The organism is Pantoea sp. SGAir0184 (assembly GCF_043544755.1).
Genome location: NZ_CP028050.1, coordinates 671,238 through 693,874, shown reverse-complemented (window position 1 = coordinate 693,874; position 22,637 = coordinate 671,238). Strand labels below are relative to the sequence as shown.

The window sequence follows — 22,637 nt, the reverse complement described above, 5'->3', positions numbered from 1 at the left end:
CCGGCGCGCGCGTCAGGCCTGACGTAATGTCTCCAGCCTGGCGCGTTGTTGCCCGCGGGCGTCGAAATTGTCTGCCGCCAGCCAGCGCTCAAAGCCCAGCTTCACCTGCGGCCATTCACAGTCGATGATAGAGAACCAGGCGGTATCCCGGCTGCGATTTTTATACACCACCACCTGACGGAACGTGCCTTCATAACGAAAGCCCAGCCGCAGTGCGGCGTTGTACGACGGCTGGTTACAGCTGTCGCATTTCCACTCGTAGCGACGATAGCCGAGTTGTTCGAAGGCGTAACGCATCAGCAGATAGTGGGCTTCGGTGGCCATGCGGGTTTGCTTCAGCAGCGGAGAGAACACCACAAAGCCGACTTCCATCACACCGTGCTGCGGTTCAATGCGCATCAGCGCCAGCGAGCCGACCGCCTGCCCGCTTTGCCGGTCAATAACCGCGAAGTGCAGGTAATCCGGACTCTGCTGGCACTGCTGCGCAAATGCCAGATAAGACGCTTCATCGTCAAAGCGCCCGACCGGCAGCCAGGTCCAGTCGCGGCCATCTTCCGCCAGCGCATAAGCCGCATACAGCTCGCGACCGTGACGTGCGGCATCCAGTGGCTCCAGCCGGCAATACTGGCCGGTGAAAATCTGCCCCTGCGGCAGCGGGCGCGGCTGCCACGCCTCCAGCGCCGGGCCGATGGGTTGTCCATAACGATTGGTCTGCGATGACATACGGCGATTCCTTCTGTGTGAGAGTGACAGCGTGCAGCGTGCCACTTTGCTGGTTCCGGAAAAAGCGCCACAATGTGACAAATCGATAGATCCACGGAGGCGCCGATGCGCGCATTAAACCGGCATTCGCTGCTGCTGGCACCGCCAGAGGCCGACGGCAGCCTGACGCTGCAACAGCAGCTGTATCAGCGGCTGCGCCAGGCGATACTGAATGGTCAGCTGGCGGCGGGCACGCGCCTGCCGGCGACCCGCCAGCTGGCGGCTGAACTGCAGGTGTCGCGCAATACGGTGATCGCCGTCTGGTCACAGCTGCAGGCGGAAGGATTTATCCTCAGCGACCGCCAGGGAAGCCGCGTCAGCCGACTGGCGCACACGCCGCTGCCCGCGCAGACGTCAGACGACAGCGCCGACTGGCCGGTTTCCGCGCGCGCTGCCGGGTTGCATTCGCTGCATCGCCTCTCCAGCCAGGAGCTGGCGCTGCGCCCGAGCACGCCGGCGCTGGCGCATTTCCCGCTGGCGCAGTGGCGTCGCGCGCTCAATCAAACCGCGCAGCAGGCACAGCTGCTGGGCTACGGCGATCCGCTGGGTGAGCTGGCGCTGCGTGAGGCGCTGGCGCAGCATCTGGCGCTGGCGCGCGGCGTGCGCTGTGCGCCGCAGCAGATTGTGATTACCGAAGGCGCGCAGCAGGCGCTGACGCTGTGCGTCGCGCTGCTCACCAATCGTGGCGACACCGGCTGGGTGGAGGAGCCGGGCTATCGCGGCGCCAAAGCAGCGATGCGCCTGGGCGATCTGCAGATCGAGCCGATTGCGGTGGATGCGCAGGGACTGGCACCGACAGCGCAGGACTGGCAGCAGCGCCCGCCGCGGCTGATTTACACCACGCCGACGCATCAGTATCCCACCGGCGCGATCATGAGCGCCGCGCGCCGGCTGGCGCTGCTGGCGGCGGCACAGCGGCATCAGACGTGGATTATCGAAGATGATTACGACAGCGATTTTCGCTACAGCGGCGAGCCCATCGCCGCGATGCAGGGCATGGCGCAGCCGACGCCGGTGATTTACATCGGCTCCTTCAGCAAAACCCTGTTTCCGGCGCTGCGTATCGGCTACATGGTGCTGCCTGCCCCGCTACTGCCACGGCTGCGGCCGGCCTTGCATGAGCTGTTACGCGGCGGTAACCGGCCGGAACAGCAGGCGCTGGCGCTGTTTCTACGCAGCGGGGATTTCAATCGCCACCTGAGCAAAATGCGCCGTCTGTATCGTCAGCGGCAGGCCACGCTGCGGGCTGCGCTCCAGGAGACGTTTGGTGCTCAGGTGCCGCTGCTGGGCGGTGAGTGCGGTATGCATCTGGTGTTGCCGCTGGCGGATACGGTGGATGATGTGGCGCTGACGGCGCAGTTGTTTCGCCATGGCTATGCGCCTGGCGCGCTGTCCGGCTTTTATCTGGGCGGGCAAAAACAGCAGGGACTGGTGCTGGGATACGGTAATACCAGCACCAGTCAGATAATGGCAGGCGTGGCGCAGTTAGCGCGACTGCTGCCGGGCATTAACCCTTGAAGAAAATGTCGCCGGATTTGCCCATCACGATCTTGCCGCTGTCGTCAGTGATCAGGATGTAGTTGGCGTTGATGTAAGCCCAGTGCGTGCCTTCCTGCGGTGCAGGCAGGTGGCGCGGCTGCCACTCAACGATGGTGTACTGCTTTTTACGGTACTCATCCGGCACGACGTCACCGACTTTATACTCTTTGTAATCGATGATAATGGTGTGCAGATCGTAATTATTGGCGGCGGATGGCGCTTCACCCGGACCGTTTTGTGACGGGCGAATCGGCGCGACATCGCCACTGGATTCTGCCGGTTCACTGCTGGCGGGCGCATCGCTGGTGGCCGCTGGCGCTGAGGCGTCCGGTGCGGTTTGCTGCACCTGCGGCGGCATCGGTACGCTATCGGTTTGCTCACCTTCTGCCAGCGCTGCTGGCGTCAGGCTTAAAGCGCCCAGAAAAATTCCTGCTGAAAGAAGGGTGACGTGTGTCCTGCGCATTGGTGATTTCCACTCTGGTTAATTATTTAACTGTCCCATTTACTGACAAGCGCCACGTGCGGAAGGTTCCCGCGCCGCGCTTAGCGCGTCAAATTTCGCTCCACAGCATACCTCAGGCGGCGCGCTTTGCTGAGCAGCAAAATTGCAAGCAACCGTGTTCATATCCCGGCGATCTTTACGCGCCAAATCACGCAGCAGCGCAATGCCGAGATAGTTGCTCCAGTTGAAGGCATTCTGCAGCACCACGATGGCATTGCCGTGGACGCGATCGTAGCCGATAAAACTGGCATAACCGCCAATATACCCCACCTGATAAGTGATCTGCTGCTGACCATAGGTATCGGTTACCCAGGCGATATTCTGCGCCTGATTGCCATGCTGCTCATAAGGATGATTGACCTGCGCCAGCGCCTGACCGAGCGCGCCGTGCGCATCGCTGTGCAGATGCGCATCGAGGTAGCGAATCAGATCGCGCGCATTGCTGTACAGGCTGGCGGCCGCCACCATATTGCCGCGAAAGGCCCAGTCCGGCGTCAGCTGACCACGCGCGATCAGTTTCGGCTGATCGCCGGCGTGGCCCAGCGCGCGCCACGGATAGCCGCGCAGGGTTTGCGGATGGAAGCTGCTGCTGGTCATGCCGAGCGGACCAAACAGCTGATGCTGCGCCAGCGTTTCAATGTCCTGATGCAGGCGATGCTGCAGAATATAGCCCAGCAGCGCATAGCCGAGATTGGAATACTGCGCCGCCGGGTGCGCGGGGGCGCTGAAATCGGCCAGATAACTCAGCACGGCATCGCTATCCAGATTGCTGTAAAAATTTTCGCCGCTGCGCAGGTAAGCCATAAATTTCAGGAACATCGGCAGATCCATATCCTGACGCGGCAGCCCCGAGGTGTGCGTGACCAGCTGCAGCAGCGTGATGCGTTTTGCATCCTCACTCAGCGGCACGCCGCGCGGCAGCAGCGTGGCCAGCGTGTCGTTCCAGTGCAGCTCGCCGCGATCCACCAGCCCGATAATGACCTCCGCGGTAACGCCTTTGCTCAGCGATCCCAGCGCAAACAGCGTATCCGGCGTGATGGGATAACGCTGACGCGCATCGGTGACGCCATAGCTGTAAAACTGCGGCGCGCCGCGCTGATGAATAATGGCGATGCTGATGCCCGCTACCTGCTTTTGCTGCATGTAGTGGCGCACAATGTCATCGACGTTTTCATGGAAGGAGGCATGGGAAAGGTATACGCGATCGCCCACCGGCGCGGACGTTTGCGACAGCGTCCCACAGCCGCTGAGCAGCAGACACAGGGCTGACAGCCGCAGATGAAACCATGCGCGAGAAAGCGTCAGCCGCTGAAGCCTGACGAAGCGGGAAGTAGCCATCAATTGATAAGTTATTTTTTATGTTATGCAGCAGGTGCCACTGGTGTTGGTGGCGAAATATACCACAGAACAGCGGGTGCGCCACCTGTCAGCCGCAGGTGGCGCCGGGCATTATTGATTAACCGGGATAACCGATCCTTTGTAGTGCTGGTTGATAAATTCAGCAGTTTGCTTTGATTCGAGATCTTTCGCTAACGCGAGAATGCGCGGGTCGCTGGCCAGCTTTGGCGTGGTGACCAGCACGTTGGCATACGGATTATCCTTTGCCTGTTCCAGCGCCAGCGCGTCTTTTGACGGCACCAGCCCGGCCTGCAGGGCATAGTTACCGTTAATAATCGCCAGCTGCGCATCATCCAGCGCGCGCGGCAGTTGCGGCGCTTCAACTTCAATGATCTTCAGATGGTGCGGGTTGTCACTGATGTCCGCCGTAGTCACCAGTGTACTGGAACTGCGGCTTTTCAGCGTAATCAGGCCGTTGGCCTGCAGCAGATAGAGCGCACGGCTCAGGTTAGTGACGTTGTTGGGCACCGCCACCTGCGCGCCATCCGGCAGATCTTTCAGGGATTTAACTTTGTGCGAATAAATCCCGAGTGGCTCAATATGCACGGTCGCCACCACGGCAAATTTTTCGCCCAGCGCTTTTTCCTGATCGCGCAGATAAGGCACATGCTGGAAATAGTTGGCATCAACATCGCCACGCGCCAGCAGCTCGTTGGCATTTAAATTGCCGTTAAGCTCGATGACCTTCAGGTCGAGCTGTTTGTCGGTTTGTTTGATGTAGTTGAGAATCTCACTGTGCGGCACCGGATCGGCGGCCACGCGCAGTGCCGCGGCGGACGCCACGCTGCTGAACAGGGCCATCAGGGCCAGTGACGCTATCATCGTTTTCTGCATGGGCTTTCCTTACGTTTCTTATGATTTCACTGTGCTTAATGCATCAGCGTAATAGCGCTGCGCCACATCGCGATGGGAACGCAGACGCCCTTTGAGGTAGTTCCAGCCCACTTCGCGCAGCAGCGGATTGTCAGGATCGCTGGTCGGGCCGTGGGCTTCTGCCGCCAGCTGCGGCGGCAACTGATACAGCGGTACTTCGGCGTCCAGCTGCGCACCGAGGAAAAAAGCGATCGACACGCGTTCACGATTAGCCGGCGGCGACACCACGCGGTGCACGGTGGCGCGCAGATACCCATTGCTGGCAATCTCCAGCAGTTCGCCGATGTTGACCACAAACGCGCCCGGCTTTGGCAGCGCATCCACCCAGTGACCGGGTGACACTTCCACCTGCAAACCGGGCTGATCGTCCTGCAGCAAAAAGGTGAGGAAACCGGAGTCTTTGTGTGCGCCTACGCCCTGCTGGCTGGCTTCTGCTGCCTGACCGGGATAACGAATCAGCTTGATGTGCTCATTGGGCTGGGTGCCATACAGCGCGTCGAACGCATCCGGCGGCAGCGCCAGCGCTTTGGCAAAGGCCCGCAGCAGGCGCAGCGCGATGGCGGTCATCGCCTGCTGCCAGGCGTGCATCACCGGACGCAATTGCGGTAACGCCTCCGGCCATAAGTTGGGCCCCTGCAGCCGTTTCCACGCCGGATCGCCCGGCTGCAGCGTCAGCGCCGCGCGTTCGGCACCGATATCAAACTGTTCACGCTGATCGCGCTGGTCGCGGGTGTATTCCACACCGGCGTGGTTGTAGCCGCGAAAATGCGGCGAGTGGATCATCGCCACGCGCTGCTTCTCCGCCTGCGGCAGGGCAAAAAACGCCCGCGTGATACTCTGCACGTTGTGCAGCAGTTGCGGGTTGATGCCGTGATTAACCAGATAGAAGAAACCGACGTCACGCGCGGTCTCCCGCAGCTGCGCCAGGTAAGCTGCCTGCTCTGCGTCCGGTAGTTCCAGCAGAGCCAGATCCAGTACTGGCAGGGTATCCGCCATAATGTTGTCTCCTCGCTATCGGTAAATCCTGCGTTTACGCTGACATTCGCCGCCGTTTCCCGCCAATACTGTTGCGCGATAAGTTATGGCGATTCCTTTTTAGGCGCACTTCGGCTATCGATATGCAAAAAGCGGTAAATCAGGCGCGCTGCCGCTATAATCGCGCCCAGCAATTTTTGCCCACCAATGCACACCGCAGGAGACGCCGGATGAATCAGGGTCCGTTAACCGAAAAAGAGCTGAACTGGCTTGATGACATGCTGGAAAAATATGGCAACGAACACTCCGTGGTGGACACCGCCGAACTGGACGGCATGCTGACCGCCCTGCTCTCCGGCCCGAACGATATCGAACCGAGCGAATGGCTGGTGGCGATCTGGGGCGGTGAGAAGAAGATTCCTCAGTGGGCGAACGCGCGCGAAATGGACCGCTTCATGGCGCTGACCTTCCAGCACTTTAACGACATCGCCGAGCGGCTGGCGGAGTACCCAGAGCAGTTTGATCCGCTGTTCGGCGAGCAGGAGATGGAAGGCCAGCTGTTTACCGTGGTGGAAGACTGGTGCTACGGCTATATGCGCGGCGTGGCGCTGGATGCAGACTGGTCGCAGCTGCCGGCGGCACAGCAACCGGCGCTGCAGGCGATTGCGCTGCACGGCAGTGAAGAGCAGCTGGCGCAGCGTGAAGCCTTCACCCCGGACGCGTTTGAGGCCAGCATCGAGGCGATCCGCCCGGCGGCGCTGGAACTGCACGAGTACTGGCAGGAACAGCGCATGGCGCAGCCCGATCCGGCCCCGCAGCTGCCGCATTTTGCCGGTGAAAAAACCGGCCGCAACGATCCCTGCCCGTGCGGCAGCGGCAAAAAGTTTAAGCAGTGCTGCCTGAATAAAGCCTGAGACGCTCACGTCTATGCAGGCCAGCGCTAAAACTGGCCTGCGCACCGCGTTATTTCCCGGACGCGAGAAACGCCATCACCGCCGCATTCAGCGGCGCAGGGCACTCTTCAGGTAACCAGTGACCGCAGCCAGGTAATACTTTGCCGGTGACCTGCGAGGCGTAGCGGCTGACCACCTGCTGCTCATAAGCACCCAGTCCGCCGTGACCGCCACCGCCGATCGCCAGCATCGGCACAGCAATTTTCTCGCGGGAGAGCACTTTATTGTCCGCCACTCCCTGATTCAGCACGCGGTAATATTCAAAGGCGGCATTCAGGCTGTGCGGTTTTGCATAGGATTTGCTGTAAAGATCGAGCAGCGCCGGGGTGAACACCGCTTTGTTGGCGGCATGTTCTTTGATGAAATGCTCGAAGAACAGGCGCTCTTTACCGGCGATCAGCTGCTCAGCGAGCTGTCCCTGCGCCGCAAAGAAGCTGAAGTGCCACACCAGGGATTCGCCTTCGGGCGTAAAGGCCGGGAACTGATAGATGCTTTCATCCGGGATCGGCGCTTCCATAAAGATGGCGCGGCGGATGTTGTCCTGATGTTTCACCAGCAGCGGATAGGTATTCCAGATGCCAATGTCGTGCGCCACCAGATCGAACTTTTTGCCGCCGGCGAACTGTTGTGCCAGCTGATAAAGCAGCGGTGCGACATCGGTGGCGCGATACGAATGCGGCACGTCAGACTGCCCCAGCCCCGGCAGATCCACCGCCACGACGGTGTGGTTTTTTGCCAGTTCCGGCATCAGCTGGTGCCACTCGTACCACGTCTGCCCGAAACCGTGCACCAGATATACCAGCGGTCCGCTGCCGCCCTTCACATAATGCAGGCGCACGCCATCCACAGTTTGATAGCTGCTGGTGAAACCGGCGGGCAGCGGGAATTCATACGCGGCGGTGCCGGCGGCGGAAAACAGCGCGGTCGAGGCAAGTAGCAGGGTTAACAGTAATTTTTTGAACACGTGACTGATCTCCATTTTGTGATAATGCCATTTAAAACAGTGGGTTAAATTTTTAAGTCAGCCCGGCAGGTCAGTGGCCTTGTACGCGCTGGTGCCGCGCGCCGGCCTGAAAACCGTGCTGACGCGCCTGCAGTGCGATGAGGAAGCCAACCGCCAGCAGCAACAGCAGCGCCAGCGGGAAAGACGCCACGCCCCAGTGAGTAAGCAACACGCCACCGGCCAGACCGCCGCCGGCAATCGCGCTGTTCCACACCACCACGTTCATCGACAGCGCCACATCCGCGCCCTCGCCCGCCGCATCCGCCAGCGCCGTTTGCAGCAGCGTGGCCGCCCCGCCAAACGTCAGCCCCCACAGCGCCACGCCGACATAAACCAGCAGCGGCAAGCGCGCCAGCCAGATGAACAGCAGCGAGACCAGCGCAAACAGCGCCAGACTGCCGAGCACGGCGACTCGCAGGTGGTGATCGACGAGGCGACCGGCCAGGCCGATAGCCGCCAGCGCCGCGATGCCAAACACCAGCAGCACGCTGTCCACCTGCCCGGCGAGGCCCGCCTGGCTAACGAACGGCGCAATGTAGGTGTAGAGAATGTTGTGCGCCGTCATCCACGCCAGCACCACGCCCAGCACCGGGCGCACGCCTGGCGTTATGAACACCGTGCGCAGCGGCAGACGCTGATCGCTGCTTTGTCCCGGATAGTCAGGCACCCGCAGCAGCACCCAGCCGATCAGCAGCAGCGTCAGCGCCGACATGATGCCGAACGCCGTGCGCCAGCCCACCGCCGTGCCCAGCCAGGTGCCGACGGGAACGCCCAGCGCCAGCGCAATCGGTGTGCCGACCATCGCCACGGCGAGCGCTTTGCCCTGCTGATGGACCGGCACCATGCGCCGCGCATAGCCGGCCAGCAGGCTCCAGGCGAGCCCCGCCGCTGCGCCGGCGAAAAAGCGCGCCACCAGCGTCAGTGCGAAGTGGGTCGAGAACGTGGTGATGGAGTTGAAAATCAGGAAACCGACAATAGCCAGTAACAGCACGTTACGGCGGCGCCAGCCCTGAGTGGCGATGGTCAGCGGAATCGCCGCCAGCAGCGAGCCAAGCGCATAAACGGTTACGGTCTGCCCGGCCAGCGCGGTGGAAACGCCGAGGCCCGCCGCCATCTGCGGCAGCAGTCCGGCCGGTAAGGTTTCGGTGATGATGCAGATAAAACCGGTCATGGCCAGCGCCAGCAGCGCGCCCAGCGGTAGCGGCCGGGTTTTATCCGCGGCGGTATTCAAAGTCGTCACAATCAGCGTTCCCGATGTCATCAGCGTGCAGTTGAGGCGCGCGCCGGTCATTGAAATTATATGTACCGATCAGTATATAAATTGGCGAAGTACGACAACCTGTTACGGTTCAGGAACAACCCTGCGGATACGCTATCCGCCGCCCGCCGGCACAAATATATACTGATCGATACATTAATTGACGCGCGAGACCGTTGTCAACGACTTATGTATCGATTAGTATTTAAACATTGAGCTTAACGGAGCACTGAGATGGCCACTATGGGACGGCCGCGTACGTTCGATCGTGATGCGGCCATTGAACAGGCGATGAAGATTTTCTGGCAGCACGGCTATGAGTCGACATCGTTAACGCAGCTGAAGGCGGGAATTGCCGGCGGTATTTCCGCACCGAGCTTTTACGCGGCCTTTGGCTCGAAGCAGGCGCTGTTTCAGGAGTGTGTGCAGCGCTATCTGTCGACTTACGCGCAGGTAGTGGAGCCGCTGTGGGATAACAGCCTGCCGCCCCGTACCGCAATGGAGAACGCGCTGCGGCGCTCGGCCAGAATGCAGTGTGAGTCCGGCCATCCGCTGGGATGTATGGTCGGCCTGGGCGTGATGAGTGCGCCTTCCGCCGAACACGCGGACGTCACGCAGCCGCTGGCGCGCTCACGCGCCCGCACGCTGGCAGGCATGACGGCCTGCGTGCAGCGCGGCATCGACAGCGGCGAACTGCGCGCCGACACCGATGCCGCCGCCCTCGCCATAGCCCTCGACGCTTTTCTGCTGGGCGTGTCGGTGCTGGTGCGCGACGGCGTCAACGGCGCGCAGATCGATACCGCCATCGCCCACGTCATGGCCGTGTGGGACGCGGCAAAATCTGTGACGGATTAAGCATCCCTGCCGCCCGGCGTTGCGCGCTGAGCATTACCCCGCCGGTTTGACTTCGGTGACCAGCGTTGGCAGCTGCCATGCGCCGCCGGCGCGGATGGCACGACACATGCCGGTGGTGGCCTCGCTGCTCTGCACAAACTGGCGGCCATCCCACACCCATGCAGCGGTGCTCCAACAGTCACCAATGCCACGACCTTTCTGCGCTTCGCTGATCACGCCGTCGTGATAATCAGATCCGGAATCGGTGATCAGCTGCGGCGTGCCCTGCAGCGCGTTATCCAGCAGCCAGAAACCGTAGCCTTCGTTGTAAGCCCCGCGCCAGCACAGCGCGGCGATCAGCACGTGCTGCGCATCCACCGGCGTCAGCGTAGGCGGTTCTGCGCCCTCTTCCGGCTGATCGTCGGACGGCGCGAGATTGTCACAGCTGTCGTCGTCGGTCAGCGAGGCAATCAGCTTTGGCTTGACCTGCGCCAGTTCGTCCGACGTCAGCGGGCGCGGCGCGGCTTTCAGCACATGGACCTGCTGAATCACCGGCATCGCCATTGCCGCCGGTACGCTGGCTTCCGGCTGATTACCCTTGCGCACCAGCGCGCCCGGCGTGTTCAGCCGTCCCTGCGCCTCATCCATTTTTAACAGCGTGGCAAAGGCCCCGTTGCCGGAGAGCTCAAACGGCTCGGCCGCACCGCGAAACTCCACTCTGGCGCTGCCTTTGATGGCGGCGATCAGCGCCTGGGTCTGCGCGTCGCTCAGCGTCCACTCATCGTTCTCCGCTTTGCTGACTTCGCCCAGCGCGCGATCGTCAATCCACAGCGCCAGCGCATTCACCTGCTGCGCATCATCGTCGCCGGTATCGGCCAGCAACACGCGCCCGTGCGTCAGGCTGTCTGGCCCGCCGGCGCGCGTCAGCAGTACCGATCCGCCCGCGCCCTCTTCGGCGCTGTAGCCGGCGGCGCGGCAGGTCAGCGTATTATCACAAGCCAGCTCCCAGTCTTTATGGCTAAACGAGACGCCTTCATCGGCCCACAACGGCGTGCTCAGGCTGGCGAACAGCGTCAGCGCCAGCAGCAATCGGCTTTTCATGCCATCTCTCCCTAATGGTAAAGGTGGCTAGTGTGATGATTTTTGCGGCGCGGGAGAAGTGAATTTTTTGCGGCGGGTCTTATTCCATCGCTGTCTGTGGTTGTGGCTGACGCGCCATCAGGCTCAGCGCCACCAGCATCGCCAGCGCCACGGCAATCGCGCCAGCGAGATACACCGAAGCCACGCCGCGGTGGGCGGCCAGCGCACCCGCCAGCGGACTGGTGACTGCCAGGGCGATATCAAGAAACGCCACGTAAGCCCCCATCGCCAGGCTGCGGGTGTGCGGCGGCGCACGGCGTACCGCTTCCACGCCGAACGCCGGAAAGGCCAGCGAATAGCCAAAACCGGTCAGCGCCGCGCCGAGATAAACCAGAGTCGCGTCATCAGCGCCCCAAATCAGCAGCTGACCGCAGGCTTCAATCAGCACGCATACCAGCGCGACACGCGCGCCGCCCAGCTTATCCGGCAGATGGGCAAAGAACAGGCGCGCCGCGATAAACGCCACGCCAAACGCGGTGAACGCCAGCGACGCGTTGCCCCAGGCCCTGGCCGCAAACAGCAGCGCGATAAACGCGGTGATCATGCCAAAACCGACGCTGGCGAGCGCCAGACCCAGCCCGGGCCGCCATACCGCGCCCATGACTTTGTAGAACGGCGTGCGTTTGGTCGAGGTCGGCGCGACGGCGCGCACCTGGGTGATAAACATCAGCGGCAGCAGCGGTACCACGATGATCGCCATGGCGATGCCGGTGAAGTGCCAGCCGTGATAAATCGCCACGCCCAGCGGCGCACCCAGCGCCCAGGCGCCGTAAATCGCGATACCGATCCACGCCATCACTTTACCAGCATTGGCCGGTCCCACCAGTCCGAGTCCCCAGCCGAGCGCGCCGGTGGCCAGCAGGCTCTCGCCCAGCGCCAGTACCACACGCCCCAGCAGCAGAATGGCCACTGAGCTGGCAGGCCGATCAATGAACAGCAGCGAAATCAGGTAGATCACACCGGAACTCGCCACCACCAACAGCCCGGCCAGCACCGCACGTTTCGCGCCGCGCATATCGGCGAAGTTGCCCGCCCACGAACGCGTCAGCAGCGACACGACAAACTGCGCGCCGATGACCGTGCCGATCGCCAGCGTATCCATGCCGAGGTTCTGCTGCAGATGCAGCGGCAGCACCGGCAGCTGCATCCCCATGGTGAGAAAAGCGATAAACACCGCCAGCGTCACCGGCAGCAAGGTGATAAATACATTACTTTTCATTGATATAATCCAGAAAAACTGCCGCACGCAGCGGCAGCGTGATATCAGAGATGGGTGTAATAGGCAGGCGTATCGAGCTCGCTCAGCAGGTCCGGGCGGGTTGCAGACCAGTCCAGCAGCGTGCGCGTGCGCTGGCTGGAGACCGCCATGTTGCCCGCCGCCATGTTGGCGAACCAGCCAAAATGAGCCCGGTCGCGCTCGCCGCTGGGCAATCCGAGCTGGCGTCCAATCGTCTCCGCGATTGCGCGGAACGGCACCGCCTCATCGGCCACCGCGTGATAAACGCGTTCGGTGACGCCCTGCTCCAGCGCCAGCCGATAGACGCGCGCCGCATCGCGACGGTGCACGCCGGACCAGCAGTTCTCACCGCTGCCGCACCAGGCGGAAATCCCGCTCTCACGCGCCAGCCGCACCAGAATCGGCACAAAACCGTGGTCGCCGAGACCATGCACTGACGGCGCCAGCCGCACTGTCGCCACATGCACGCCGCGCTGCGACAGCGCCTGCGCCGCCGCTTCCGACTGACGCGGTGACACCGGCTGCGGCTGATCCAGTTCCGTCGCCCCGCGCGCCATACCGGACAGGCCGGACGTCACCAGCAGCATGCGATCCGATCCGGCAATCGCCTCGCCGAGCAGCTCGATTACCTGACGGTCCTGCTCGCAGTTCTGCACGAAGCGCGAGAAATCGTGGTTAAAGGCGGTATGAATGATGGCGTCCGTAGAACGCGCGGCGTCACGCAGCACGTCAGCATCCTCCAGCGAACCGCGAATAACCTGTGCGCCAGTGACGGCCAGCGCCACGGCTTTTTCCGCCGAACGCGCCAGCCCTGTCACCTGATGGCCCGCCGCGATCAACTCTTCCACCACCGCTGAACCTACCCAGCCGGTGGCACCGGTGACAAATATCTGCATGGTCTTCTCTCCTGCACGTTAAAACGCGAGTGTTTCGTCGTGTTGATATGATGCGTGCTGTGGAGCGGTGGCGCTAATCGCATCAGCAATGCAGGAGCAAGCCTTGTCGGGCAAGGCCTGAGAGCATGAAGACCACTACTTATTCGGCGAGAGTTCAGGTTTACAGTGCCGCGACAATTTGCTGGCGCAGCCACTGCTGGGCGGGATCGCGATGCAGGCGCTCGTGCCACAGCATCAGGATGTCAAATCCTTCAATCTGTAGCGGCGGTGCAAGTACGGTGAGCTGCGGCGCGTTTCGCACCAGGCGCTCCGGCAGTACAGCGACCAAATCGCTGCTGGCCAGCGTGTCGAGCATAAACAGAAAATGCGGCACTGAGAGCGCGACGCGGCGCGTGCGGCCGAGCGTTGCCAGCGCGCGATCGGTGGCCGCACTGAAGCCGCCGCCATCCGGCGAAACCATCACAAACTCCAGCTGACAAAAACGGTCCAGCGTCAGGGGCTGCTGCAGCTGCGGATGATCGTGCCGGCCAGCCAGCACGTAGCGCTCGCTGAACAAGCGGCGCTGATGCAGCGTCGGCGGCGCGTTGTCGCCGGTGTGAAACACCATATCCAGCTCGCCCTTCTCCAGCTGCTGCGCTACCTGCGGCGGATTGAGTGCAAACACCGCCATGCGGCTGCGCGGGGCCGCTTCACGAATGAGTTTCAGCGCCGGCAGGATCAGCGCCGATGACATGTAATCGGTGGCGGCAATGCGCCAGGTGAGCTCCGCGCGCGCCGGATCGAACGCTGCCGGCGGTGCCACCGCGCGCTCCAGCGCTTCCAGCGCCAGACGCAGCGGTTCGCGCAGGGCCTCGGCGCGGGCGGTGGGCAGCATGCCGCGCGGACCGGGCAACAGCAGCGGATCGTCAAACAGCACCCGCAGGCGCGCCAGCTGGGCGCTCACCGACGGCTGCGACAGATTGAGGCGCTGCGCCGCCCGCGTCACGTTCTGTTCCACCAGCAGCACGTCTAAGGTGTGCAGCAGATTCAAATCCAGCGAGTGCATATTCATGCCATCTATACCTGAGATATCAGTAATTGATTTCTACTATAACCAGCGCTGGCTTAACCTGCAGCGGTTTTCATCTCACAGGATACCGCCATGAATGTTTTGATTGTGTATGCCCATCCGGAACCGCGCTCGCTGAATGGATCGCTGAAAGACTTTGCCGTGAATCATCTGCAGCAGGCGGGCCATCAGGTGCAGGTTTCGGATCTGTACGCCATGCAGTGGAAAGCGCCGCTGGATGCCGCCGATACGCTGGCGCCCCCGGTGGGCGCGCATTTTGATGCCACGCTGGATTCGCGTTTCGCCTACGACAACCAGCTGCAGGCAGCGGACATTGCCGCCGAGCAGGAGAAGCTGCGCTGGGCCGACACGGTGATTTTTCAGTTTCCGCTGTGGTGGTTTTCGATGCCGGCAATCATGAAAGGCTGGTTTGACCGCGTTTATGCCAACGGTTTTGCCTATGGCGTCGGCGAGCACAACGATCATCACTGGGGCGATCGCTACGGCGAAGGCACGCTCGCCGGCAAGCGCGCCATGCTGGTGGTGACCACCGGCGGCTGGGAGTCGCACTACGCGCCGCGCGGCATCAACGGCCCGATTGAGGATCTGCTGTTCCCGATCCAGCACGGCATGCTGTTCTATCCCGGCTTCAGCGTGTTGCCACCGCTGGTGCTGTATCGCGTGCAGAAGTCGGCGCAGGAGCGCTTTGCCGACTGGTGCGCCGCGCTGGCGCAACGACTGGATCGCTTAGCGCAGGATCAACCGATTGCCTTCCGTCGCCAGAACGGCGGTGAATATGCGATTCCGGCGCTGACGCTGCGCGAGGATCTTGCGGAAGGTGAGCGCGGATTTGGCGTGCACGTGGCGCGCTGAGCCGCAGGCCGCCAAACCGCAGCGGCGCGCTGCCGCATTATTCAAACAGCCAGCGCCCCGCCTGCGCCGACGCAATCAGCATGCCCAGCGTGAAATCCGGCACTACCGGCACTTCACGTTTATTGAACGGGTTGAGGATTTGCGCCAGCGACGGTTCGTCCGGGTAGTAGGTTTCAATGGCGAAATTCGCGCGATCGACCGCGAACTCGCTGAAAAACTCCTCCATCAGCGCGGCGGCTTCGTCGCGCTCGAAGTTGAGATCGCTGTCGATATCAATCTGCGGCGTGAGCGTTTTCTGCTTGAACAGATACACGCCGTCATAGCGCCGCACCAGTTCATAGATACGCTGTTCGAGTTGCTCTGTCATCGTCGCCTCTTCGCCTGTGCTGATAGGATCGCAGGGCATTTTGCCATGCCTTGCCCTCTTCGCCTAAGCATTAACGTGCGGCGCTGAGGACCTCAATAGCCGTCTGCCGAAAACGGGCAAATGCCTCCTCCCAGGAAGCCGGAGACTGGCCGTAAACCATGGGCACAACGAATTGCTGATAACGCTGGCGGTGAACAGGATTCTCTGCCAGCTCTTCTAAACCCATTCTGAGTTCTGCAATTGGGGAGGTGCAGAATTCGGGATATTGAATACCATACCGCTCGATATCCTCTTTAATACATTGACGCACATATGCTTTTAGCCGTGCTAAATCAATCTTATGGGTGCGAGTAATGCAGAAATTATCGTACACATGCCGTACTAAAGATGCATCGTCTTCCCTTTGCGGCCTTCTGATGCGTGCCGCAGTGCGGCGCATCATGGACACCAGCTTTTCCGCCTGGGTAGCGAGCACTGTTGCACAGGGAAAACCCGGCACCGTAACGCCTTGTTGTGTCAGGGAAGTGACAAGCGACTGAATATCACGCTTTTCTGGCGGTTCAAGTAATGTCGCCTCAATGATCTCCAGCTTAATGAAGGGCCTCAGGCATGGCACCTGAGCGTATTTCTGCGGATAACGAATGGGAAGTTCACTATAACGATACTCATCGCGAATAGTTTTAGGGTATGCCTCATCAAAACGAAAAAACGCTGAAGCGGCTATAGCTTCCGTTATTTCGGCGATGATGTGTTTACGAATGGCTTTGCGCTGCGTGCGTGAGTTTTTATCAAAGAAATCGGCGACGGGAACAAGCTTGATATCCACATCTTCAGACATGCGGTTAAGCGCAATACCCGCCTTAGATAAAGCGGTTCCACCACAAAATACCAGCTGATGGCTCCCGAAGTTCAAAGGCTGTAACAGCCGCAGCAATTCAACAATATAGAAATCCTTTTCCACGATAGCGACAGACTCGATGCCTAATGCATCGGCTACATCAGGAAATAACGCTATGAAGTCATCCATTTAATTTACTGCTTCCTACTGACAAGGTGCGTTTAAAACGTGGCGACGTTTTGATCTGCATGGATGCAGGAATCTGCGTGGTTTTCCCACTGTTATAGGCATCCGACGCGCCAACCAGACGATAATCAACCTTCAGACGTTCGAGCGTCTCGATGACAACGGCAGCAGAACCGCCGGGTGCAGCAGGCATTACCTTGCCCGTAATCGCGTTCTTTCTTGCTTTGGTGTACACACCATAGCCGACCTTAAGCAGCTGACCTTCGTTCACCAGTTCCCGCAGTACACGGCCAATCTGGTCGTAACCGGCAAGATCGTTGAAGTCATCACGCGTGAAAACATAACGCTTAGAGCGTTTCAGCCGTGACTGCATGCGCGCTTTAATAGTCATGTTGCGTCCTCTCTGTTCATTTTTTCATCATAGCAAACATACGACATTATGGAAAGCAAACATACGACATCAAGTCTTCTGCAGGCCTTGCTCTCAGCAGGTTTCAGCATAATTAAGGTTTCAGGTTAGCAGACAGTGTTACTGCATGAAGTCATTCCCGATGACCTTCGCCATCGGGATTCCTCATCACTTAAGCGGCAGATAAATATCCGTCAGCAATTCGTGTTCCGCCACTTCATGCACGAAGTTGTGATAGTGGAAGAACAGCGGGAAATCGCGCAGCTCTTCGCCGCTGGCCGGCAGCCATTCGCTATAGAGCGAACGCGCCAGCTCGGTCAGCGCGCTGTGCGAACCGTGATGACGCAGCACCGCGCAGCGTCCGCCGGGAATGGTGCTGTTAACGACGCCAAAGGCGTTGTCTTCGTTAATCGGTGCAGTCACCGAGCCGCAGAGGTGATACTGAAAATCCGCGGCTGGCGTGCTGGCCGGATCGTGCGGCGCGATACCAAACGTCTGGCTGCTGCGCACCGGCGATGCGCCGCTACTTTTGCGCCAGGCAATAAACTGCGCTGCCGTTTCGTTGATGCGCTGCGGATCGCCGTGATGCGTGAGCATCGCCACCGGCGTGGTGGCAAACATTTTAATCTCAACTGACATACTCTCTCTCCGTTTGACGGGTGGCTGAGGCATGCGCTGATGCCAGGTAATCCATACCGGCTGCTGACGAAACTCACTCGGCGTCACGTCAAATACCTGTTTAAAGGCGCGACTGAATGATTCGGCATGCTGAAAACCGGCATCGAGCGCAATCTCAATGATTTTCTCGTGCGGATTGAATGCCAGCCGGTACGACGCCCGTTTGAGCCGCATCAGCTGGATGTAACGCCCGGGCGGCATGCCGCACCAGGCGCTGAACTGGCGGTGAAAGTGGTACGGCGAAAAGTGCGTCACTTCACTCAGTTGCTCCAGCAGCAGCGCTTCATCAAGATGACGTTCGATGTAGTCGAACACCTTGTCAAAGCGCTTGCGGTAGGTCTCGCGGTGATGGTTTTTGTTTACTGGCATAGCATCCTCTCTGGGGAATGAGTATGCCCGTGCGGCGGAGAGTGGGCCTGATGGATCTTGCTCAATTAATGCCGCTGTAGGGATGTCATTTTGAATACATCTTGCTTTAACAAATCAATCAAAGACGTTTTATCTACTAAAAACGGATTATCTTCCATTCGCATTTGATATGATTTTATTATTAAGTGGGGGACAGCCAATCCTTTTAAGCTTTTCGGATTCAAATCTTAATTGTGCTGGAGATGCTGGACTTAAATTACTTGTTAGGTAATAAATATTATCTAAATGTGTTACCACAGAAAGTTGAATAATCTTATCACTCATCGTTTCCCTTGAGAAAACATCAGGAATTTTAAGCTCTTCATAATCAGATTTTAAATAACATTCAGATGCAAAACCTAATCCCACCCTGCCTATAACCTTTATCAAAATACCATCTGAAAACTTAAGGGAAAAGACCATGAAGAAGCAAACAAAAAAAACCAAGCAATAAAATGTCAATTCTTTATGTGTTTTATAAGCCAGCGCCATTTGGAAAGTGAGGAATATTACCAAGTAGTACAGGATAGAAACGGTCATGCAAGCTTTAAACAAACTGACGCCTCCAAGGCTATCTTGAAAAATCATGACTATTATGGCGAAACCAAGACATCCAAAAAACATTGGTGAGAATAAAGCCATTAGACAATGGATTACATGAATAAGGCGCTTATAAAGCGTGATATTCTTAGTCCTATACTTAGTCAAAGCCATGATATACATAGCAAAAACCACAGCAATTAAGAACATTGAAAAAATAATCAATGTTAAGTTTTCTAGCAGGATAAAGTATGGCCAGGATGATAACAAAAAACACCCTAAAAACAAAAAAATGATTGGATATCTTCTTATCGATTTAACCTTAGAACAATATATTAAATTTTTAACGAGGAATCGAGCAGTGAAATGCTGACTAAAAATAATTATTGTCAACGACGCTGAAATTATCATAGTGATGATAAAGGATGCCGATCCAAATACAACCAAAACATTCACTTTTACCATATCAACAAAGTCTATATTATATGATAGGCAAATATTTAATAACAGCACTCCCCCATAAATTATTATCATTGGACCTAACAAAGGAATCACAACTCCCAACCCTTTAACGAAATATTTGAAATCACTCAGGTAATTTTCTTCCAAATTTTTATTTTCATTCATTCTCAACCCCATTTACTTTTTGATATGAAAAATAAAATCATTAAAATAACATAAAAAACAAAACAAAGAAAAAACTAAATCACTATAATTAAAAGATGTGGAAAGCAGTTGATTTAATTTAATCATCAAAAAACCAATGCAACATAAAAAAACCTAAGCGATAACATGTGCATTCGAATGCTTTAGTTTCATTACCTTTATCAAGCAAAAAGTTATTGTTATACACTTTCTATTAAATTCATTACCGATACGTATCTCTTCTCGCGCGAAATTTATTATGTCATCTATCTGCGCTTCAGAAAAAATCCTGCTCAAGCTTTATATCTATAGCTAAAGCAATGACTTATGCTAACATCATGAAGGATAGGCTTCAGTGACTATGGATATTTTTGTTTAATTTTTACCCCACCTTAAATAAAATATCACTATTTTTAAAATTACCTTTCAGAAAAACTAATCTCCTATACGTACAGGAATACCATTCCCCGTTATGACTTTATCAATACGTACTTTTTATCACTCATGCCTTCTAACACTTTTCTAAACAGCCAAAAAAAGGCAGCTCATATATTCGAGCCTGAAAGGTAAATCAATATAACTTTCTATTTTTCATTGTCTATTTATATTTCAAAGAATGGTGCAAAAACATGTTATCATATCTCAAATTAAAAGTTAATGGTCAATGTTCTATATAAACATTATAACTCAAGCCTTTTGTTAAAACTGAATCGCCACGGATAATCTAGACACTTTCGAGCCGTTGATAATATTTGTTTTCGTATTCAGTTGGTGGCATCTGATCGCTCGAGCCATGCCGACGCTTACTGTTATAAAACATTTCGATGTAATCAAAAATATCACTGCGGGCTTCTTCCCGTGTTCCGTAGATCTTTTCCTTAATCCGTTCGCGTTTCAGTAGCTGGAAAAAGCTTTCCGCAACCGCGTTGTCGTGACAGTTACCGCGACGACTCATGCTGCCTTCCAGACCGTGTGATTTCAGGAACGATTGCCACTCATGGCTCGTGTATTGACTGCCCTGATCAGAATGAACCAGTACCTGTTTTTGAGGATTACGCCTCCACACCGCCATTAATAATGCGTTCAGGACAATCTCTTTTGTCATGCGGGGTTGCATTGACCAGCCGACAACTTTCCGGGAGAACAGGTCAACCACCACGGCCAGATACAGCCAGCCTTCGTGAGTTCGGATGTAGGTTATGTCCGTCACCCAACGCTCATCTGGTGAGTCCGGATTGAACTGCCGCTGGAGCCTGTTCGGTACCACGATGCTGGCTTCGCCTTTACGTGCCCGTGGGCTACGGTACCCAACCTGAGCTTTTATACCGGCACGCTTCATCAGCCGCCAGACCCGGTTCACTCCGCACTGCTGCCCGCTATCCCGCAGGTCCAGATGGATCTTGCGATAACCATAGACGCAGCCAGACGCAAGCCAGAACTGTTTGATCTGCCCGGTCAGCATCTGGTCTGCCTGGTGACGCTGTGAATGTGGCTGCTGAAGCCAGACATAAAATCCACTCGGATGGACGTCCAGAACCCGACAGAGCAAACGAACAGGCCAGCAACGGCGGTTGTCGCGGATAAAGGCGTACCTCAGTCGGACAGTTTTGCGAAGTACGCCGCGGCTTTTTTTAGTATGTCTCTCTCGTCGGTAACCCGCTTCAGCTCTTTCTGGAGTCGGCGGATCTCGGCCTGAGCATCTGACTGTTCTTTATTAGTGGATGAGTCCGGGCCGTACTTCTTTATCCAGGCGTAAAGACTGTGGGTGGTGATATCGAGACGTGTTGCAACGCTGGAAACAGAATGACCGCGATCAACAACCTGTTTGACTGCTTCGATTTTAAACTCTTCGGGATAACGCTTACCGCTCATGGGCACCTCTCTTTAAGCCATCTTAAATGACTCCGAGGTGTCTGTTAAAGCCGTGGCGATTCAATCGCGATCGCCACTAAGTTTGTGTACCTGTTTAAGGATTGCTAACGCCTGCAGAGATTGCGGCACCAAATGAGATGTACGCATTTTTGAGCCGCGCTGAGAGTACCTTATCCCTTCAATAGCATCGCGCTCTGCGGGTATCGTCCACATTGATGTTTCAAAATCTATTTCAGACCAATGAGCAAAACGCAATTCGCTAGAGCGAATGAACATCAACAAGGTGGGTACAAACATTATCGAACCGGGAAATACCTGCAGTTGTACCCGCATCAGTAAATTGATGTTGATTGAATCAGGTTGACTTAAGCTAAGTGAAAATCAAAAAAAGCCTTGCAGCTACTGAATTTCAGGCACAAAAAAAGCCGCTCGTAAGCGACTTAAGTTGCATCAGATGGTGCCGAAGGCCGGACTCGAACCGGCACGTATTTCTACGGTTGATTTTGAATCAACTGCGTCTACCGATTTCGCCACTTCGGCACTGAAGAGGATGCGGAAAACGTGGGCGATTATACCGTTACGCGCTTGCGGCGCAACCGGAATCGATGGGGATGTGCGCTAAGCGTCGAAAAAAGCAGCGCTGCCAAAAACGCTGCGCAAAACCCCGGCAATCGCCTCCGGAACACTCCCAAACTCGCGCGCGGCGGCCACTTCTCCGGAACTTTCTGCCGCCACATGCCTCTTAACCACAACTGACGCAGTCAGACGTATAAGCACAACGAGGTTGAGATGAAAAAAGCAACACAACGGTTAGTTTGGGGATGGGGTATCGCGGCGGCACTGGTGGCCGGTAGCGCATCGGCGGCGAGCTGGCAGGATCAGCTGAGCAGCGCCGCATCGCAGCTGTCGCAGCAGAACAGCGGCAACACCACCACCAGCAATACGCAGAACGGCGGACTGTCGCTCTCTTCGCTCAGCGGCCTGCTGAACGGCGGCGATAAAGCGGTGAGCGCCAACAGCATGACCAATGCCGCCGGCGTGATGGAGTATTGCGTGCAGCACAACGTGGTGGATAACAACGTGAAGTCGGTGAAGGATCAGGTGCTGAGCAAGCTGGGCCTGAGCAGCAGCACCGCGCAGCAGCAGAAAACCGATTACCAGCAGGGGCTGCAGGGCCTGCTGAACACCGGCAACGGCCAGCAGCTGAATCTGCAGAGCCTGAGCAACTCGCCAATGGGTGAGAAGCTGAAAACCAAAGCCTGCGATGTGGTGCTGAAGCAGGGCAAAAAATACATCGGCATGTGATTCCTTCGCGTGGGTTCAGAGGCCGCCTTCCTGCCGTCTGAATCGCCGCTCACCTTATGCCAGCCGGCGCGGGCTGTCCCCCGCGCCCTCTTCTCTCG

The 22,637-nt window shown here is 57.4% G+C and carries 22 protein-coding genes, 1 tRNA gene and 1 pseudogene; 5 read left to right on the top strand and 19 right to left on the bottom strand.

Annotated elements, in window-relative coordinates:
* Positions 1-12 precede the first annotated feature (12 nt).
* Entirely contained in the window at positions 13-723 is a 711-nt protein-coding gene (locus tag C1N60_RS03230; RefSeq protein WP_394517116.1) for a GNAT family N-acetyltransferase, read from the bottom strand.
* 105 nt (positions 724-828) lie between these two features.
* Here C1N60_RS03230 and C1N60_RS03225 point away from each other — a divergent pair, with 105 nt between their 5' ends.
* Entirely contained in the window at positions 829-2,280 is a 1,452-nt protein-coding gene (locus tag C1N60_RS03225) for a MocR-like pyridoxine biosynthesis transcription factor PdxR (protein WP_394521391.1), read from the top strand.
* Here the strand turns inward: C1N60_RS03225 and C1N60_RS03220 are convergent.
* From C1N60_RS03220 to C1N60_RS03205, 4 genes are all read right to left on the bottom strand, one after another.
* Positions 2,270-2,764, bottom strand: a complete 495-nt coding sequence (locus C1N60_RS03220) for an RcnB family protein (RefSeq protein ID WP_031279558.1) — start codon at positions 2,762-2,764, stop codon at positions 2,270-2,272. The genes C1N60_RS03225 and C1N60_RS03220 overlap by 11 nt on opposite strands.
* Before the next feature lie 39 nt (positions 2,765-2,803).
* Positions 2,804-4,141, bottom strand: coding sequence for a serine hydrolase domain-containing protein (locus tag C1N60_RS03215; RefSeq protein WP_394521390.1), 1,338 nt, complete (start codon positions 4,139-4,141; stop codon positions 2,804-2,806).
* Between the two features lie 111 nt (positions 4,142-4,252).
* Positions 4,253-5,035, bottom strand: a complete 783-nt coding sequence (locus C1N60_RS03210; protein WP_394521389.1) for a MetQ/NlpA family ABC transporter substrate-binding protein — start codon at positions 5,033-5,035, stop codon at positions 4,253-4,255.
* A gap of 18 nt (positions 5,036-5,053) precedes the next feature.
* Positions 5,054-6,073: an isopenicillin N synthase family dioxygenase gene (locus C1N60_RS03205; protein WP_058780927.1), complete on the bottom strand. Its 1,020-nt coding sequence runs from the start codon at positions 6,071-6,073 to the stop codon at positions 5,054-5,056.
* Between the two features lie 206 nt (positions 6,074-6,279).
* On the opposite strand from C1N60_RS03205, the gene C1N60_RS03200 reads away from it, so the two are divergent.
* Entirely contained in the window at positions 6,280-6,963 is a 684-nt protein-coding gene (locus C1N60_RS03200; RefSeq protein WP_088516721.1) for a YecA/YgfB family protein, read from the top strand.
* Positions 6,964-7,012: 49 nt separating this feature from the next.
* Here C1N60_RS03200 and C1N60_RS03195 read toward each other — a convergent pair whose 3' ends face one another.
* Positions 7,013-7,966: an alpha/beta fold hydrolase gene (locus tag C1N60_RS03195; protein ID WP_394521388.1), complete on the bottom strand. Its 954-nt coding sequence runs from the start codon at positions 7,964-7,966 to the stop codon at positions 7,013-7,015.
* Positions 7,967-8,036: 70 nt separating this feature from the next.
* A complete protein-coding gene (locus C1N60_RS03190; protein WP_394521729.1) occupies positions 8,037-9,176 on the bottom strand; it encodes an MFS transporter in 1,140 nt (379 codons plus the stop codon).
* Between the two features lie 321 nt (positions 9,177-9,497).
* Between C1N60_RS03190 and C1N60_RS03185 the strand changes: the two genes are divergently transcribed.
* Complete coding sequence (locus tag C1N60_RS03185; protein ID WP_394521387.1) at positions 9,498-10,118, top strand: TetR/AcrR family transcriptional regulator; 621 nt, start codon at positions 9,498-9,500, stop codon at positions 10,116-10,118.
* 33 nt (positions 10,119-10,151) lie between these two features.
* Here the strand turns inward: C1N60_RS03185 and C1N60_RS03180 are convergent, their stop codons facing one another.
* The 4 genes from C1N60_RS03180 to C1N60_RS03165 form a co-directional block, all read right to left on the bottom strand.
* Positions 10,152-11,198 carry a DUF1176 domain-containing protein gene (locus C1N60_RS03180; RefSeq protein WP_394521386.1) on the bottom strand — a complete coding sequence of 349 codons (1,047 nt, stop codon included), beginning with the start codon at positions 11,196-11,198 and terminating at the stop codon, positions 10,152-10,154.
* Between the two features lie 79 nt (positions 11,199-11,277).
* Positions 11,278-12,456 carry an arabinose transporter gene (locus C1N60_RS03175; protein ID WP_394521385.1) on the bottom strand — a complete coding sequence of 393 codons (1,179 nt, stop codon included), beginning with the start codon at positions 12,454-12,456 and terminating at the stop codon, positions 11,278-11,280.
* Between the two features lie 44 nt (positions 12,457-12,500).
* Positions 12,501-13,370, bottom strand: a complete 870-nt coding sequence (locus tag C1N60_RS03170; protein ID WP_394521384.1) for an SDR family oxidoreductase — start codon at positions 13,368-13,370, stop codon at positions 12,501-12,503.
* Positions 13,371-13,530: 160 nt separating this feature from the next.
* A complete protein-coding gene (locus tag C1N60_RS03165) occupies positions 13,531-14,421 on the bottom strand; it encodes a LysR family transcriptional regulator (RefSeq protein ID WP_104093746.1) in 891 nt (296 codons plus the stop codon).
* 90 nt (positions 14,422-14,511) lie between these two features.
* Here C1N60_RS03165 and C1N60_RS03160 point away from each other — a divergent pair, with 90 nt between their 5' ends.
* Complete coding sequence (locus C1N60_RS03160) at positions 14,512-15,291, top strand: NAD(P)H-dependent oxidoreductase (protein WP_394521383.1); 780 nt, start codon at positions 14,512-14,514, stop codon at positions 15,289-15,291.
* A 37-nt stretch (positions 15,292-15,328) separates the two neighbouring features.
* On the opposite strand, the gene C1N60_RS03155 is transcribed toward C1N60_RS03160, so the two are convergent.
* From C1N60_RS03155 to C1N60_RS03120, 8 genes and pseudogenes are all read right to left on the bottom strand, one after another.
* Positions 15,329-15,658, bottom strand: a complete 330-nt coding sequence (locus C1N60_RS03155) for a DUF1493 family protein (protein ID WP_058757234.1) — start codon at positions 15,656-15,658, stop codon at positions 15,329-15,331.
* 70 nt (positions 15,659-15,728) lie between these two features.
* Positions 15,729-16,685, bottom strand: a complete 957-nt coding sequence (locus C1N60_RS03150) for a nucleotidyl transferase AbiEii/AbiGii toxin family protein (RefSeq protein WP_166711125.1) — start codon at positions 16,683-16,685, stop codon at positions 15,729-15,731.
* Positions 16,678-17,073, bottom strand: a complete 396-nt coding sequence (locus C1N60_RS03145) for a DUF6088 family protein (RefSeq protein WP_058776421.1) — start codon at positions 17,071-17,073, stop codon at positions 16,678-16,680. The genes C1N60_RS03150 and C1N60_RS03145 overlap by 8 nt, the downstream gene beginning before the upstream one ends.
* A gap of 186 nt (positions 17,074-17,259) precedes the next feature.
* On the bottom strand, positions 17,260-18,138 hold the full coding sequence (locus tag C1N60_RS03140; RefSeq protein WP_394521382.1) for an AraC family transcriptional regulator: 879 nt from the start codon (positions 18,136-18,138) through the stop codon (positions 17,260-17,262).
* A 147-nt stretch (positions 18,139-18,285) separates the two neighbouring features.
* Entirely contained in the window at positions 18,286-19,344 is a 1,059-nt protein-coding gene (locus tag C1N60_RS03135) for a hypothetical protein (protein ID WP_394521381.1), read from the bottom strand.
* A gap of 742 nt (positions 19,345-20,086) precedes the next feature.
* Positions 20,087-21,234 (bottom strand): IS3 family transposase gene (locus C1N60_RS03130; RefSeq protein WP_394520889.1). Its coding sequence is split into 2 segments (ribosomal slippage): positions 20,087-20,997 and positions 20,997-21,234, totalling 1,149 coding nucleotides; the frame shifts between segments, so codons are not numbered across the junction.
* A gap of 63 nt (positions 21,235-21,297) precedes the next feature.
* A pseudogene (locus C1N60_RS03125) lies at positions 21,298-21,519 on the bottom strand (integrase); the annotation flags it as partial.
* A gap of 170 nt (positions 21,520-21,689) precedes the next feature.
* Positions 21,690-21,774, bottom strand: a tRNA-Leu gene (locus C1N60_RS03120).
* 249 nt (positions 21,775-22,023) lie between these two features.
* Here C1N60_RS03120 and C1N60_RS03115 point away from each other — a divergent pair.
* The gene (locus C1N60_RS03115) at positions 22,024-22,539 is read left to right on the top strand and encodes a DUF2501 domain-containing protein (protein ID WP_394521380.1); all 516 of its coding nucleotides are present in this window, start codon (positions 22,024-22,026) and stop codon (positions 22,537-22,539) included.
* Positions 22,540-22,637: the final 98 nt, after the last annotated feature.